Here is a 15,842-nt window from a genome sequence, read left to right on the forward strand (position 1 = left end):
TACCATGGCAACGTCGATGTTTCGGCAATGTCAGCGAGCGGGCACCAGAGCGAACAAATTGGCATGAAAAGAGGACGGCATAGACCTTCTGGTCATGCCGTCCTCTTTGAATGACAAGTTGTCGCTCTGGCGCCCACGCAGCGTCGAGCAGTTGCGGCGTTTGGTAAAACGCCGCAACGAACTAGTTCATCATCGCATTCATCATCTCGGTGGTTGCGGAATCGTCGGCAGACCACTCGTTATCCTCGTTGGCGGAATACTTAAAGGTGACCTTGGTGTCCTTGGTCTGAGCGGCCTTGGTCACGTCGACCATCACCTGGCCGGCCATCTTGTACAGCTCGTCCTCGGAAGGCATCGTATCGAGTGCGGCGATCTTCTCCTGATACTGGGTGGCGAAATCTTCGACGATCTTGTTCATGGACTTGCAGGTGATGGTGACCTCGGCGGTCGCGGTGCCCTTGTCCTCATCGACCGTCACATCACCGATCTTGTAATCAAAACCCTCGAGATAGCTCTTGGCATACTCCTTGGGATCGATGCCCAGCTGCTCAAACTCGTCGCCCGAAGCCTCTTCCAGGCCGGAGAGGAAATCATCGCCGCCATTCTTGATCTCGTCAAACTGACTCGTAAGGTCGTTGGTGATGAGCTCCTCCACCGAAGGCCCTCCGCAGCCGGAAAGCAAAACCACGCACGCGACCAGGGCAGCCATCAGGGGCGCAAGCAGCAGCTTCTTTTTCATGACATTCCTCCAAACAAGCGGCGCTGCGTTTCCCGCGCAGCGCACGTCGTAACAGTAGGTCCATATTAGCGGCTCCGTTCAACCCCCTACGTCGCAAAAGCGTAGGCGGCTCAATTTGACGAGTGAATGGCCCATAAAGCAAGCCCCCTGCAATAAAATGCGCCTACTCGGCCTATTAAAAAAGGGTGACCGGATAACCCGACCACCCTTGTGCATCTTCTGGATGCCGCAGACTACTTGCGGACGACCTTAACGATGGCGTCACCGGCGGCGACGGCAGACTCGGCCTCGACGGCGAGCTCGACATCGGCAAACTCGGCGGTGTTGGACACGGCCACGACGACGCAGTCCTTGTAACCGGCGGCAGCGATCTTGACGCGGTCGATCTTGAGCAAGGGCTGGCCGGCCTTCACGACGTCGTCGGCCTTGACGAAGCCCTCGAAGCCGTCGCCATTCATGTTGACGGTATCGACACCAACGTGCACCAGAACCTCGATGCCGCTATCGGACTGCAGGCCCACGGCGTGACCCATGGTGACGGTCACCTTGCCGTCGCAGGGAGCGTAGACCAGGTCGTCCTCGGGCCACACGGCGCAGCCCTTGCCCAAAACCTCGCCAGCAAAGACGGGATCGGGCACGTCGGCCATCTTGATGACCTTGCCCTTGACGGGCGAACACAGCACGTCGGCGCCGGCAGAAGCAGAAATGGAGGCCGGAGCAGCGGCAGTCACGGGCTCAGCCTTCTTCTTGAACATATCAAACAGACCCATACGTTTTCTCCTCTTGATTAAGCGCAACGTTATGCGCATACCTATGGTGATTATAGTGCCAAATGGCCAAAATGCTAAGGCGAGGGCCCGAATCACAAGCCCTTCCAAGCCCTTCCAAAACCTTTTCCCATGGGCACTCATATTGTCGATTAAGCCTCGATAAGCCCCAGGTGAACAAAAGCGTTCCAGATGCCGTCGTCGTCGACGTCGGTGGTCACGTAGTCGGCGGCCGATCCGGCGTTCGGAGGAACGCCGGGGCTCAATTATTCCAAGCCCTCGGTGCCGTTGGACTTGATGATCTTCTGGTATGCGAAGAAGCTGTCCTTGCGGCGGCGCTCATAGGTACCGGTCCCGTCGTCGTACTTATCGACGTGGATGAAGCCGTAGCGCTTGCGCATCTCGCCAGTGCCGGCGGAAACCAGGTCGATGGGACCCCACCAGGTGTAGGCTATCAGGTCAACGCCATCGGCAATGGCCTCGCCCATGGCCTTGATGTGGCTCTGCAGGTAGGCGATGCGATACGGGTCATGGATGGAGCCGTCCTCCTCGACCTCGTCGTAGGCGCCCATGCCGTTCTCGACCACCATCAGCGGAATCTCGTAGCGGGCGTAAATCTCGTTGAGGGCGATGCGCAGGCCCAGCGGATCGATCTGCCAGCCCCAGTCGGTGGGGACGTTCTTAAACGACTAGTCAAACAAGAATGTCCCCAACGACTAGTCGTTTAAGAACGTCCCCAATGACTAATCTGGCAACGGCAGCGAGCGGGCCGCATTCGGAGCAAGACAACGCCGCAAGTAGAGGACGGACAGCGAGCGACGTCCAGGGCGAACAAGTTGGCATGAAAAAGGCGAGGCATTGACCTTCTGGTCATGCCTCGCCTTTTGAATGACAAATTGTCGCCCTTGGCAGCGCGCAGCGTCGGCGGGTCCGTCGTTCGGCAGAACGGCGGAACCGATAGGGTTGGTAAACCCACGTAACTACCTACTCCTGTGCTCCGTACTGCTCGTAGTAGGCGTCGATGGCGGTCTTAAGTTCGTCATCGATGACGACCTTGCCATCGATCTCGTGGTTGTAGAGGGTCTCGACGACCTCGGCCATGGAGACGATGCTCGCGACGGGGAAACCGTACTTTGCCTCGATCTCCTTCTGAGCGGTGGTCACGCCACCCTTGCCGACCTCCATGCGGTTGAGAGACACGATCAGGCCCTTGATTTCGACGTCGGCGGCGGCCTTGACCTTAGGATAGGTCTCGTCGATGGACTTGCCGCTGGTGGTAACGTCCTCGACCATGACCACGCGGTCGCCGTCCTGGGGCTCATAACCCAGCAGGTTGCCCTTATCGGCACCGTGGTCCTTGGCCTCCTTGCGGTCGCAGCAGTACTTGACCTCCTTGCCGTACAGCTCGTGGTAGGCAATTGCGGTCACGACGGCCAGCGGAATACCCTTGTAGGCCGGTCCAAACAGCACATCAAAGTCGTCGCCAAAGTTATCGTGGATGGCCTGAGCGTAATACTCGCCCAGCTTCTTGAGCTGATAGCCCGTCACGTAAGCGCCGGCGTTCATAAAAAACGGAGACTGACGGCCGCTCTTGAGCGTAAAGCTGCCGAACTTAAGAACGTCGGACTCAACCATAAACTTGATGAACTCTTGCTTGTAAGCCTCCATGCGGGCTCCTCTCGTAATCGCGTACGTGCCCTCCAGTTTAGCGCAGGCGAAGCGTCGATGCGGGTGCGCTTTGGAGCCACATCCCCCCCGTTAGAGTAAGGAACTGGGCGGCGGCTCATACGCTAGTCCTTGGGTGCCCAGGACCAGAAGAAGTTGATAAGGGCCACACGCGAGGCGGTACCGGTCTTTCTGTTGATCGAGGAAATGTGGCGGTAGAGCGTAGAGCGCGAAAGGAAAAGCGTTGCGGCAATGTCCTGAACGCTCAACTGTACTCATTTAAGTACGTCCCCAATGAGTGGCCGAAAATGGGCCATGTGTCCCAGTTGTGGAGACTCGTTGAGCCGTCTGGGTATCGTGAAAGATCGCGCGCTCACCCATCATCAAAAGTGACACACGCTACCTGTTGATGGGAGGCAGCCATGGGCTTCTTTGACAAGATGTTCGAGAAGAAAGAGTGCGCGATTTGCGGTACCGAACTGGGGATTTTGGGAAAGACCAAAATCAACGAAGGCTACCTGTGCAAAGAGTGCGCAGGCAAGCTCTCCCCCTTCTTTAGTGGTTGGCGCTCCAGCACCGCGGACGATATCCGCGAGCAACTCGCCTACCGCGAGGCCAACGCCGAGCGCCTGGCCTCGTTCAACCCCACGCGCACGCTCTCTGCCGGGCGCACCAACATCATGCTCGATGAGGACGCGGGCCTGCTGATCATCACTTCGCAGAGCCGCTGGCGCGACGCCAATCCCGACATCATCGAGTTCTCACAGGTACTCGGCTGCGATATGGATATCGACGAGCATCGCACCGAGATCTATCGCGAGACCAAGGACGGCGAGCGCGAGAGCTACAACCCGCCGCGCTACGACCTGGATTACGACTTTAACCTGACCATTCACGTCAACACGCCGTACTTTACCGAGATCAACCTGCGCGTGAACGACTCCACCATCGATCAGCGCGGGTCCATCGAGTACCGCGAGGCCAAGCGCCAGGCAACCGAGGTCCGCGATGCACTGGTGCAGCTTCGTCAGGAAACGCGCGACAGCGTCGTAGCCGCCAAGGCCCCCAAGACCGCGGTCACCTGCCCCTTCTGCGGTGCAACCACCATTCCCGATGCCAGCGGGCGCTGCGAATACTGCGGCGGCGCCATCGGCGCATAGCCTCCGGCACGGAAAGGACCGATCATGGCCTTCGAGAGCGTCAACTATCAGTGCCCTGCGTGTGGCGGCCCCCTTCACTTTGCCAGTGCCGAACAAAAGCTTGTCTGCGACTACTGCGATTCGCGTTTTGAAGTCGAAGAAGTCGAGGCCCTCTATCGCGAGCGCCAGGACAAGGCAGATGCCAAAGCCGATGCCGCAGCCGCGGCCCCCAAACCTGCTGTCGACGATGCCGTGCAGGAGCTGGCCCAAAACGCCGGCTACATCTGCTCGTCGTGCGGCGCCGAGCTGGTCTCGGACGGCACCGTCGCCGTTACCACCTGCCCATACTGCGGCAACTCCGCCGTGGCGCCTGGCCAGCTCTCGGGCGACTTCTCACCCGACCTGGTGATTCCGTTTAAGCTCGGGCGCGATGATGTTATGGCAGCACTCAAAGAGCACTACAAGGGCAAAATCCTGCTGCCCAAGAGCTTTGTCACCGGCAACCACATCGACGAGGTCCAAGGCGTTTACGTGCCGTTTTGGCTCTACGGCGCCCGCGTGGATGGCGAAGTGTACTTTGATGCGACCAACGAGACCGTGACCGAGGAATCCGACCGCACCGTCACGACCACCGACCACTACGACGCCTACCGTAAGGGCAAAATCTCGTTTGAGCGCGTGCCCGTCGACGGATCGTCCAAGATGCCCGACGGCCATATGGATGCCATCGAGCCGTTTGACTACGACGCGCTGCGCCCGTTCTCGGTCGCGTATATGCCCGGCTACATCGCCAACCGCTACGATGAGGATTGCGAGACCTGCAAGGCGCGCGCCGAGCGTCGTATGGAAGAAAGTACGATTTCGGCCCTGCGCGAGACCGTCGTCGACGAATATGACGATGCCACGGTCGAAAGCAAGCAGCTCGACTACACCTGGGAAGACAGCAACTACGCTCTGTTCCCCGTGTGGATGCTTTCCACCTCGTGGAACGGCAAGAGCTACCTGTTTGCCATGAACGGCCAAACCGGCCGCATGGTCGGCGAGCTTCCCTGCTCCAAGCCCAAGCTCGCCATCGCCTCGGTGCTGTTCTTTGTGATCGGGTTTGTCCTCTCCCAGATTCTCTTTATGGGCGAGAACGCCTTCAATCCGGACTACCTCACCTTTGATATCGAGGGCATCCTCATCAACATCGTCGCACCGCTGATTATCGTAATCATCGCAGACGTGCTGCTGATAGGCCAGCTCAAGACGGCCAACGAGGCCACCCACGCCGATTGCTACTGCGGCGAGCTCGACTTGACCGAGAAGCACGACACCTTCAGCCACACCGAGACCACCGTTGTCATGAAGGACAACAAGGACGATTAGCCATTCTGACCAATACCACCCGGCCTTTGACGAGAAAGGAAGATCACCATGGGACTCTTGAAAGCTGGATTGGGTGCTGCCGGCGGCGTCATGGCCGACCAGTGGAAGGAATATATCTATTGCGAATCGATGCCCGCCGACGTCTTGGCCTGCAAGGGCAGCAAGCGCACCGGCGGCCGCAGCTCCAACACGCGCGGCGAGGACAACGTCATCTCCAACGGCTCCGTCATCGCCGTCAACGACGGCCAGGGCATGCTCGTGGTGCAAAACGGCAAGATCATCGAGGTCGCGCTGGAGCCCGGCGAGTTTGTCTTTGACACCGGCAGCGAGCCGAGCGTCTTTAGCGGCAACCTGGGCGACTCCATCAAGGAGACGTTCGCCAATATCGGCAGCCGTTTTACCTTTGGCGGCGACGCGGGCAAAGACCAGCGCGTCTACTTCATCAACACCAAGGAGATCATCGGCAACAAGTACGGCACCGCCTCGCCTGTGCCCTTCCGCGTGGTCGATAACAACATTGGCCTGGATGTCGACATCTCCGTTCGCTGCAACGGCGAGTATTCGTACCGCATCACCAACCCGCTGCTGTTCTACACCAACGTGTGCGGCAACGTGACCGATAGCTACACGCGCGATAAGATCGATAGCCAGCTTAAGTCCGAGCTGCTCACCGCTCTGCAACCCGCCTTTGCCAAGATCTCGGAGATGGGCATCCGCTACAGCGCTATCCCCGGCCACACCACCGAGCTCGCCCGTGCGCTCAACGAGGTTCTCTCCGCCGACTGGCGTGACCTGCGCGGCGTCGAGATCGTGAGCTTTGGCGTCAACTCCATCGCCGCCTCGCAAGAAGACGAGCAGATGATCAAGGACCTGCAGAAGGCCGCGGTCATGCGCGATCCCACCATGGCAGCCGCCAACATCGCCAGCGCCCAGAGCGATGCGATGCGCGCGGCAGCCGCCAACCCCAACGGCGCGATGGCCGGCTTTATGGGCATGGGTATGGCGGGCGGCATGGGCGGCATGAACGCCAGCCAGCTGTTCGCCGCCGGCCAGGCACAGCAGCAGGCTGCCCCACAGCCGGCTCCGACACCCGCCCCCGCGCCGGCTCCTGCCGCTACCCCCGCGGCCGGCACATGGACCTGCAGTTGCGGTGCCACCAACACCGGCAAGTTCTGCCCCGAGTGCGGCAGTCCCGCACCCGCCCCGGCACCGGCCAAGTGGTTCTGCCCCAACTGCGGTAGCGAAAATGGCGGCAAGTTCTGCAGCAACTGCGGAACGCCTAGGCCCTAACCCCTCTATCTGGTAATTGGCGGGGGGTCCGCCACCCCCGCATTTGCTTCTATGGGTTTCGTTCGATAAAGGAGGACACCATGAAGACAACGTTCAAAAAGTCCGTACTCGCATTCCTGACATGCGTCCTGGCGCTCGCCTTTGCCCTGACGGGCTGCAGCAGCGGCGGCAAGGACCCCAAGGCCAACTTCGTCGGCACCTGGGAACTCTCGGGTGGAACCCTGGAGGGCGAAGAGCTCACCGATGAGTACATGGATATGCTCAAGGAGTGGGGCCTCAACTGTATCCTGATCCTCGACGAAGACGGCACGGGCGTCCTCGACATGTTCCTTGAGGTCGCCGACCTGAAATGGGAGGCCAAGGACGCCACCACTGCAACCATCACCGCCGACGGCGATTCGCAGGACATGAAACTCAAGGACGGCAAGCTCGTCCTCGAGGTGGAAGGCGACAAGCTTATCTTTACGAAGTCCGACAAGGATCTGTCCGGTACGGTAAAAAAGGATCGCGAGGCGGCCGAGAAGGAAGAGGAGATCGATGAGGCCGTCGAAGACGACGATGTCCAGAGCGTCGAAATCTCCCCCGCGGTCACCGTCGCCGATGACGATCTGTGCACCATCACCATCACCGAGAAGTTCAAGGACGAATGGGGCGACATCGGCTTTGTCGTCAACATCACCAACAAGAGCGACAAGGACCTGACCTTCTACGCTCCCTCCGGCAAGACCAACGTCAACGGCACCATGAAGGAACCCTGGTTCTCGGCTAACCTGATGCCCGGCACCAACGCCACCGAGGAATTCACGTTCTCGAGCGGCGAGCTTGACAGCCTTGACGACTTGGTCAACACGACCATCGGCATCGACGCCTACCTGACCGATTCCTACGAGGACGTCGCCTCCTACACCGCAACCATCGCGTAGCGGCACGTAACATCAGCCGCGGATTGGCGGACACATCCGCGCACTTGCCAGGCGGGGCCGCAGGAGTTGATCCTGCGGCCCCGTCGTTTTTATGCCGACAGCACAGCCGCACAAGCAGGCCGCCCGACGTTTTCTGATGCAAAACGGCGGGCGGCCTATCTTTACGGCGCCGGAACACGGCGGGCGCGTCGATTACGGGCGCTCCATGTTGGGAACGATGCTGCCCTCCGTTACCGCGCGCACGGCCAGGCGCATGATGTTGTCGTAGCCGGTCTTGCTCAGAATCTCCGAGATGCGGCGCTTGATGGTACCCTCACTCATAAACAGCTCGGCCGCGATCTCGCGGCGGCTTTTGCCCTCGCAGGCAAGGCGCAAAATCGACAGCTCGACATCGTCGAGTGCCGCCGTACCCGAAAAAATGCTCTCGGGCGGCTTGGGAAACGTGCAGTAGCCAGCCAGCGTGGAGCGCATCACGGCGAACAGCTCGTCGATACCGACGTTCTTGTACACAAAGCTATCGACGCCCGCCTCGCGAGCCTGGTCGACAAAGGTGATCTCGGGCATGCCTGTCATGATGATGACGCGGCACTCGGGCAGCTGCTCCTTGATGCGCGCCGCCGCCACGATGCCGTTTGAATCGTGTTCGGTGCACACGTCCATCAGTATCATGTCCGGGCGCTCCCTGAGCGCGATACCCAAGGCCTCGGAGGCATCGGCGATCGCGGCGACGACGGTCATATCGGGCTGGTCGCCAACGGAGCGCGCCAGGCTTTCGCGCAGAATGGCCTGATCTTCGACAATTAACACGCGGATCATGAACTTCTCCTTTGGACCGTGGCGTTGGGGCTCAGCGGGATGGACACCGCAAGCGTAAAGGGCTGGGCGGCGTGGACTTCCAGGCCGCCGCCCAAATCTTGCGCGACATGCCTCATACCTGGGATACCCGTTCCCTCGCGATACGATACGGGGGCCGGGGACCCGTCGTTAGAAATCGTCATGTGCGCGACGGCGCTAGCATTCGTCCCCTCCTGCCACAGGAGCACGTGGACCCGATGCGCCTGCGCATGCCTGGTGGCATTGGTCGAGGCCTCGCGGATAATCTGCAAAAATGCGGCGGCGACACGCGCGTCCTCAGGCAGCGCACCCTCAACATCGATCTGCACACTCACCAAGCCAAAGGCGTGGACGATATCGCTCAGCTGCTCTGCAGGCTCGCTGGCACCGCCACTGCGCAAATCGGCGGCGATTGAGCGCAGCAACGGGTCAATCTGCTCGAGCGACTCATCATCCAGACGTCCCTCCTCCAAATAGCGATGAAGAATGGACAGGCGCTGGCCGATCACATCGTGCACGCGGGCACGCATACGTAGGTAGGCCGCATTTTCGGCAACCTTTTTGACTTCTTCGATCTGGGCCTGGAGCTCTTGGCCAGCACGCTCAAGCAGGTGGTTGGCTTGCGCCAGACGGTCGTAGGCGTGTGCGTATTCCGTCACGTCCAGGCCGACGACGCGCTCGAACGGACGGCTCGAGACCGTAACGGCGTCACGCACGAACAGACGAATCTCGGAAGGAGAGATCTCGACCACGGCGCGATCCCTACCAAAGCGATCAAGGTCGATATGGGCGCGATTGGCGCTGCTTTCGGGCATTTGCATGCTCAGTTTGCGCAGGTCGTTCCATGTGCTGCTCATGTCGCCCAGGTCGGTGGGCATATGGAGCTCTACGAGGTTTTTGCGCATGCAGTGGTTCATGAGCAGCGGACGGCCCCTCGGGTCTAGATACAGGATGCCCACGGGAATCACGTTGATGGTCTCGATCGTCGAGAACATGGTGATATCCTCTTGGCGGTTACGGACGTCCATCAAGAGCGCCGCGATGGAACGGAACAGGAAGAACGCTCCCTCTGCGATAAGGACAACGGTCCACGCCGAGCCCATGGCAAAAACCACCGGTGGTGTAACGGCGACAACAAGCAACAGCTCGACCAGCATGACGGGACGACGATAGTGCACCATAAGTACCACGCCATAGGCAAAGATTGCGGCATTGAGCCACAACGCTCCGCCCATTGCCCTGGCGCAAACGTCAAGCGGCGCCACCAGATACGAGCCAGACGACGTGAACAAGATGAGCGCCGAAATCATCAGGTGAAGCACAAGACTCGCCTCGTAGGCGCAAATCACCTTACGGTTATAGGACGAGCGGCGCGATGCGATGAGCGGGACGTGAATCGTCTGCAGACACGCAGCCAGGGCAAAGACAACATCGAGCGCAACGATTTGGGGAAGTATGAGCGAAATCTGCATCGTCACTCACCCGCCCTCGGCATCAAGACGATCATGCGCAGCTGACCGGGCTCGCCCTCAAGGCGGTATGCCACGTTGCGCCCTTGCAAAGCGCTTTCGAGCCCTTGCGCAGCGGGCGTCTGCGAAAGATCTTCATCATCGTTGGAAAAAAGTGTGGCGCGCAGCTCGACGCTGCATCGGTCATGGTCGCCCAAGTGATACATAAGTGCCGGATGATCGGTGGTGTAGGCAAAAAACGCAAAGTCATACACGCAGTCGTACAGCGCGCTTACCGTACTGGCGTGCATCGGGCGCCGTATGGCAATAATCGAGGCACAATCGACATCGATCGTGCGCAGGTCGCTTGCGAGCTCGTTGGCAATGAGCTGAATGCGATCGCGGTCAAAACCGCTCTCCCCGTGCTGTGCCAACGTGAGCGACCCCTTCCGTTTGCAATAGGCAACGAGCATCTTGGCGCGCTGCAGCATGCGGTAACGCTCGCGCGAAGATTCCTCGTCAGTCAACGGCGGCAGCGAGCTCAACAAGTCGTACATCTCTTCGAGCGCGCGGGCAAGCGCCTGGTCCACGTCTTGGACTAGCAAGGTCTCGGCCTCTTGATCTGCCAAATGTGTCTTAAGGTCGTAGTCGGCGGCAAGCAGCTCGTTTTGGCGTTGCAGCTCCATGCGACGATGTGCCAGTTCGCGATTGAGCTCGTTGAGCTCCGATACGTCTTGGGCAAGCAGGGCCGATCCCCCCAGCAGCGGAAAAGCACGATACATCACATCGGGATCGGACGCCACGGTAAAGGCATGGGCGCGGCCGTGCTCCTGGTTCCGCAACTCCTCGCGCACGCCTACCGGCATTGGCTTTGACACCGGCGTGGCATAGACCTCCTGCAGGTCGCGCGTTAGAACTTTGAGGTCAAGCGGCAAGGTGTCGAAGATGCCGGCGATATCGTGGTACGACGGAATGACACCGCAATCGAGACAGATTTCCATCGCCACCACGCACAGGATGCAATAGACGAGCGAAAAGTTGAGCCTCCATGCCCAGGGCACGCGCAGAACATATGAGATGGCAAAGAATGCGCCGCCAAGCAGCACGAGCGCCGCCATGCCCGAGAAACGTTGGATGCGAAAGGACGAGGACCGACCAATCAGGATAAAAAAGGCCACGAAGTTAAAGACCGTCCACACGGGGACGGCGAAATAACCCCGGCCGTACGTGTAATCGTTGCTCCAGGTGTCGCTTGTACGGTCAAAGCGGAAGACCTGCTGGTGAAAATCGTTGGTGAGCACAAATCCGATAAGCAGGATGGCCACAATCCACAGCGCAGCACGGTAGCGGCGACCCAGGCGGCGTTGCTCCAGGCCCGCAAGGCGCAGGCCGCAGAGCTGGTAGAGCAGCGGAATGAGCGTCATGGGCACGTAGTACAGGTACCACAGCACGGTGGCATAGAACGGCGTGAACGACTTGTACTTGAGAATGACCTCGATCATCCACAGGGCACAGATGGTGGCGATGGCAACAAGGCGGCGGCGCAACACATAGTCCAAACAACGCAGATAGACCAACACGCCCCAAATCGAAAATACAATTGCGGCGACAAGCAGCGGGAGAGGGCTCGAATGGGTGAGCCCATCCACGACCTCTTCGGACACCTCGCTATAGGCGGGCACGGCGTTAGAAAGTTTGGGGTCGAAGGCGAACAGCACCGGCAAGATTGCAAAAAGCATGAGGAACAGCACGGTGATGGCGCCGGCGATAGCAAAGACGCGGTGACGGTACACCTGATGTGTTATGCCAACAAGAAATCGCGGCATGGCGAAGAGCCTGCCGCCCCTGGGATCCGCAACCGGAGCGGTCCGGGCGGCCACGTGGCCGATATGTCGCTCGCGGGTACTCATAGTCCCTTTAGTGTACCGACAGGCGGGCCCAAAAGCGGGCCGCATGTCCCAAAATCCGCAGACGGCAAGACGCCCGGCGAGCAATAACTACTCGCCGGGCGCCTTGGTTAGAAGGCTATGAAATTGAGTGTCTCAGCTTCCTTAGGACAGGTCCTCGCCATTAGAAGCAATGACCTTCTTGTACCAGTCGAAGCTCTTCTTTTTGGAACGCTTGAGGGTACCGTTGCCTGCATCGTCGCGGTCCACATAGATAAAGCCGTAGCGCTTGGACATCTCACCCGTGCCGGCAGACACCAGGTCGATCGGGCCCCAGGTGGTGTAGCCCAGCAGGTCAACGCCGTCCTCGGTCACCGCATCGCGCATCGCGGCGATATGCTGGCGCAGGTAGTCGATACGGTAGTCGTCGTTGATGGAGCCATCCTCCTCGACAACATCCTTGGCGCCCAGACCGTTCTCGACCACAAACAGCGGCTTCTGATAACGGTCGTACAGGTCGTTGAGGGTGATGCGGAAGCCCAGCGGATCGATGGCCCAGCCCCACTGGCTCTCCTGCAGATAGGGGTTCTTGGCGCCGGCGAAGGCGTTACCCTGGGTGCGCTCGACATCGGGGTTATCGGCACCGGCAGAGCAGCGGGTGCTGTAATAGCTAAAGCTGATGAAGTCGACGGTGTTAGCGGCCAGGATCTCGCGGTCCTCCTCCGTCATGCCCACATCGATGCCTAGACGCTCGAGCTTCTTGACGGCATATGCCGGGTAGTAGCCGCGGCTCTGGACGTCGACGAAGAAGTAGTTGTCCTGGTTATCGAGCTGCGCCTGGCGCACGTCGCCCGGACGGCAGGGGTAGTAGCTACCCGCGGCGAGCATGCAGCTTGGCCAGGCCGCGGCCGTCCACGTCGTAGGCACCCTCGCACTGGTTGGCAGCCGTTGCGCCGCCCCACAGGAAGTCATTACGGAAAGCCATGTATCAATCCTTTCGCACGCTGTTGTCATAGGCTCAGTATCCCTGCAAACGGGGTACCGCTCAACGGCAACGGCACAGGCCGATACTTCTTTTCGCGTGCAGGCGCCCGGCAGTCACCCCACCTGACACTTTTTGATACCCACCTGCCCAAGCCGCCACAAAGGGGACAGGCACCTTTGTGGCGGTTTGGGGCGATTTGTCTCGATCTGTAACAAGTAGGCCGCCAAAACCGGGCCAGGTGTTACAGATTGAGATTGTTCGGCCAGTCCCTTGCAGTTTGTCTAAATCTGTAACAGGTAGAGACGATTTAGCCCGCTAGATGTTACAGATCGAGACAGAAGATTCTAGTCGCAGGCGATGTCGAGGTTTTTGCCGATGAGACCTACGTAGCCGCCTTCGCTCAGCAACTCATTTGACTGAATAGGAAAAAAGGAAAAAATAGGAAAAATAGGAAAGGAGACTTATGACTGAAACCATCTTCTCCCCCTCATTTGGAAATCGCCCGTCCTATCTGGTGGGACGCGGGAGCGTGATTTCGACATTCATCTCCGGCCTTGAGCGGGAGCCGGGCAATCGAGACCGAGCCATGCTCATACTCGGCCAGCGAGGCAGCGGCAAAACGGTTCTGTTGTGGGAACTTGCCGATCGCGCCCGCAAGCTCGGCTTTGTTGTCGCCACGCCCACCGTAGCCTCCGAGGATATGCTCGAGCGCATTGTTGAGAAAATCCAGGAAGCGGGCGAGCCTTACGCCAACAAGCATCGTCTCCCCAAACTTACAGGTGGCAGTTTGAGCGTCTTCGGTTTCTCAGCCGGCCTCGAGTTTACGCGCGACGTACAGGAAACTAAGAGTTTCCAGTTCAAACTCACGCAGTTGGCACGCAAGTTAACCGAGCAGGGACACGGCATCCTCATCCTCATCGACGAGCTCCAGGCAAATTCACCCGAGATCAGACAGCTCGTCACCGCCTATCAAGAGCTGGTCGGCGAGGGACTCAACGTCGCGCTCGTCATGGCGGGCCTCCCGGGAGCAGTCTCCGCGACACTCAACGACCGCGTACTGACATTTCTCAACCGCGCACGCAAAGTCACGCTCGAACCGCTTTCAGTCGGAGATGTCGACGCCTATTATCAGCGGGCTTTCGAAGAGCTCGACCTTGATATTCCAGGCGATCTTCGCCTCCGTGCCGCTCGTGCAACCCAAGGATCGCCCTATATGCTGCAGCTCATCGGCTACAACATCGCCAATCGCTGCCAGGCAGGAGAATACGTAACGCCAGAGCAAGTCGACGGAGCTATCGAAGCGTCAAAGGCCGATTTCGAAAACGATGTTTGTGAAACGACACTCGCCGCGCTGTCGGACCAAGACGTCGCGTTTCTCGACGCAATGACTGATGACAAAGACGGCGTGTCGCGCATCTCCAATGTGGCCGAGCGCATGTCAGTCACACCCGACTATGCGCAAAAGTATCGCCGACGCCTCATCGACGCCGGCGTTATCGAACAGGCACGCCGCGGTTACGTGCGTTTCGCTGTTCCATATATGGCTGACTATCTGCGCAGCCAGCTCTAGACAGCCACCACAATGGGGACAGGCACCTTTGTGGTGGCTGGGGGGCGGTATGTCTCGATCTGTAACAGGTAGAGACGATTTAGCCCGCTAGATGTTACAGATCGAGACAGAAGATTCTAGTCGCAGGCGATGTCGAGGTTTTTGCCGATGAGACCTACGTAGCCGCCTTCGGCTGCCTTGGGGCTGTCAGCATGGCAGAGAACCCACTTGTCGGCCTTCCAGTAGCAGTAGCTGTCGCCGGCAGCAGGCATATCGGCCGCAGCCTCGGGACGCGGACCGTTGGTGCCGGCGGGCAGCGCCACCATCACCTGGAAGCCACCGTCGTCGACCATGCACGGCGTGTAGTGGAGCGTGGTGTTGAAAACCTCGACAACCTTGCCCGCCGGCACGCGGAACGCCTTGACGCACGCGGTATCGAGCTTGCCGCCCTCGATCTCCCAGCGATGCGCCACGAGCAGGATAAAGTCGCGTGCACCCAGGTTGAACTCGCTGGCACGGTGGTACTCCAGGCAGTTGAGACGCGTGTTGTGCCCGTTGCACCAGCCGAGCTGGAAGGGACGGCCACCAAACATGAGAAAGCCCAGTTTATCGGCATCCATGACACCCTCGAGCTCCGGCGCGCTCGCTACGTACTTACTGCCCTCGGGGATGGGCGTAGCGGAGAGTGCCTCGACGAGTGGAGCGGTCAGGCCGGACGGGACGTCGTCCCACACGCGGCCATAGGACTTGAACTCGAGATCGTTGACAGAGTAGATATGCATGTTCACTCCTGTTCGTAAATGTGACTATACGAACATTCTAGAACAAACATGAGCGATTTTGGCCTATAGGACAAAATGTGTGTCCCGATAGAACATCCGTTTCCATCCATTAATCCAGCCAGAACGGGTACGGGTCCCTGTGGTGGAGGTCCTCCCACACGGCCCTGTCGCCCCATTCCGGCCCTCCGTCCTCGCGCGACGGCGAGGCGGAGTAGACGCTGAACAGGAAGTCGATGTCCGCGTCGGTCGGCATCGTGGCGAGCTTCTCGCGCGCCGTCCTCGCGTCCCCCGAGTGCGCGTGGCACCACCAGAACACCGCCTTCACGCGCTTGACCGACGTTGTTAGCGCTAATCTAAAATTGACCACTTTCGCAAACGCATCTCGCCGAATGCGCTAACGCGCTTTCGCCGACCCCGCTAACGTACTTTCACCAACTGCGCTAACGGAACTATGCTCCGATCGGGTA

Annotated in this window: 15 protein-coding genes and 2 pseudogenes; 5 read left to right on the forward strand and 12 right to left on the reverse strand. The window is 59.4% G+C overall.

Annotated features, from left to right (window positions below):
• Positions 1-181 precede the first annotated feature (181 nt).
• The 5 genes and pseudogenes from FYJ40_RS07750 to FYJ40_RS07775 form a co-directional block, all read right to left on the reverse strand.
• Positions 182-739 (reverse strand): hypothetical protein, encoded by a 558-nt coding sequence (locus tag FYJ40_RS07750; protein WP_154518182.1) that lies wholly within the window; start codon positions 737-739, stop codon positions 182-184.
• A 233-nt stretch (positions 740-972) separates the two neighbouring features.
• On the reverse strand, positions 973-1,509 hold the full coding sequence (locus FYJ40_RS07755; RefSeq protein ID WP_154518185.1) for a PTS glucose transporter subunit IIA: 537 nt from the start codon (positions 1,507-1,509) through the stop codon (positions 973-975).
• Between the two features lie 263 nt (positions 1,510-1,772).
• A pseudogene (locus tag FYJ40_RS07765) lies at positions 1,773-2,177 on the reverse strand (family 1 glycosylhydrolase); the annotation flags it as partial.
• A gap of 313 nt (positions 2,178-2,490) precedes the next feature.
• Positions 2,491-3,174 carry an orotate phosphoribosyltransferase gene (pyrE, locus tag FYJ40_RS07770; protein ID WP_154518188.1) on the reverse strand — a complete coding sequence of 228 codons (684 nt, stop codon included), beginning with the start codon at positions 3,172-3,174 and terminating at the stop codon, positions 2,491-2,493.
• A gap of 122 nt (positions 3,175-3,296) precedes the next feature.
• Positions 3,297-3,440, reverse strand: a complete 144-nt coding sequence (locus FYJ40_RS07775; RefSeq protein WP_154518191.1) for a LuxR C-terminal-related transcriptional regulator — start codon at positions 3,438-3,440, stop codon at positions 3,297-3,299.
• 153 nt (positions 3,441-3,593) lie between these two features.
• Here FYJ40_RS07775 and FYJ40_RS07780 point away from each other — a divergent pair, with 153 nt between their 5' ends.
• From FYJ40_RS07780 to FYJ40_RS07795, 4 genes are all read left to right on the forward strand, one after another.
• Positions 3,594-4,331, forward strand: coding sequence for a DUF4428 domain-containing protein (locus tag FYJ40_RS07780; RefSeq protein WP_154518194.1), 738 nt, complete (start codon positions 3,594-3,596; stop codon positions 4,329-4,331).
• A gap of 24 nt (positions 4,332-4,355) precedes the next feature.
• Positions 4,356-5,678, forward strand: a complete 1,323-nt coding sequence (locus tag FYJ40_RS07785; RefSeq protein ID WP_154518197.1) for a hypothetical protein — start codon at positions 4,356-4,358, stop codon at positions 5,676-5,678.
• 48 nt (positions 5,679-5,726) lie between these two features.
• A complete protein-coding gene (locus tag FYJ40_RS07790; RefSeq protein ID WP_154518200.1) occupies positions 5,727-6,968 on the forward strand; it encodes an SPFH domain-containing protein in 1,242 nt (413 codons plus the stop codon).
• An 80-nt stretch (positions 6,969-7,048) separates the two neighbouring features.
• The gene (locus FYJ40_RS07795) at positions 7,049-7,891 is read left to right on the forward strand and encodes a hypothetical protein (RefSeq protein WP_154518203.1); all 843 of its coding nucleotides are present in this window, start codon (positions 7,049-7,051) and stop codon (positions 7,889-7,891) included.
• 192 nt (positions 7,892-8,083) lie between these two features.
• Here the strand turns inward: FYJ40_RS07795 and FYJ40_RS07800 are convergent, their stop codons facing one another.
• The 5 genes and pseudogenes from FYJ40_RS07800 to FYJ40_RS07820 form a co-directional block, all read right to left on the reverse strand.
• Positions 8,084-8,707: a response regulator transcription factor gene (locus tag FYJ40_RS07800; RefSeq protein WP_154518206.1), complete on the reverse strand. Its 624-nt coding sequence runs from the start codon at positions 8,705-8,707 to the stop codon at positions 8,084-8,086.
• Entirely contained in the window at positions 8,704-10,203 is a 1,500-nt protein-coding gene (locus FYJ40_RS07805) for a sensor histidine kinase (RefSeq protein WP_154518209.1), read from the reverse strand. Before FYJ40_RS07805 ends, FYJ40_RS07800 begins: the two co-directional genes overlap by 4 nt.
• Complete coding sequence (locus tag FYJ40_RS07810) at positions 10,200-12,083, reverse strand: histidine kinase N-terminal 7TM domain-containing protein (RefSeq protein WP_195838619.1); 1,884 nt, start codon at positions 12,081-12,083, stop codon at positions 10,200-10,202. The genes FYJ40_RS07805 and FYJ40_RS07810 overlap by 4 nt, the downstream gene beginning before the upstream one ends.
• Before the next feature lie 141 nt (positions 12,084-12,224).
• A pseudogene (locus FYJ40_RS07815) lies at positions 12,225-12,950 on the reverse strand (family 1 glycosylhydrolase); the annotation flags it as partial.
• Positions 12,931-13,044, reverse strand: a complete 114-nt coding sequence (locus tag FYJ40_RS07820) for a family 1 glycosylhydrolase (protein ID WP_154518215.1) — start codon at positions 13,042-13,044, stop codon at positions 12,931-12,933. The pseudogene FYJ40_RS07815 and the gene FYJ40_RS07820, both read right to left, overlap by 20 nt.
• A 463-nt stretch (positions 13,045-13,507) precedes the next feature.
• Between FYJ40_RS07820 and FYJ40_RS07825 the strand changes: the two genes are divergently transcribed.
• On the forward strand, positions 13,508-14,614 hold the full coding sequence (locus FYJ40_RS07825; protein WP_154518218.1) for an ATP-binding protein: 1,107 nt from the start codon (positions 13,508-13,510) through the stop codon (positions 14,612-14,614).
• Positions 14,615-14,730: 116 nt separating this feature from the next.
• Here FYJ40_RS07825 and FYJ40_RS07830 read toward each other — a convergent pair whose 3' ends face one another.
• Together FYJ40_RS07830 and FYJ40_RS07835 are read right to left on the reverse strand one after the other, a co-directional pair.
• Positions 14,731-15,375 carry a DUF4867 family protein gene (locus FYJ40_RS07830; RefSeq protein WP_154518221.1) on the reverse strand — a complete coding sequence of 215 codons (645 nt, stop codon included), beginning with the start codon at positions 15,373-15,375 and terminating at the stop codon, positions 14,731-14,733.
• Positions 15,376-15,484: 109 nt separating this feature from the next.
• A complete protein-coding gene (locus FYJ40_RS07835; RefSeq protein ID WP_154518224.1) occupies positions 15,485-15,700 on the reverse strand; it encodes a hypothetical protein in 216 nt (71 codons plus the stop codon).
• Between the last annotated feature and the right edge of the window lie 142 nt (positions 15,701-15,842).

It is taken from the genome of Collinsella sp. WCA1-178-WT-3 (M1), from assembly GCF_009696325.1.
Lineage (GTDB): Bacteria > Actinomycetota > Coriobacteriia > Coriobacteriales > Coriobacteriaceae > Collinsella.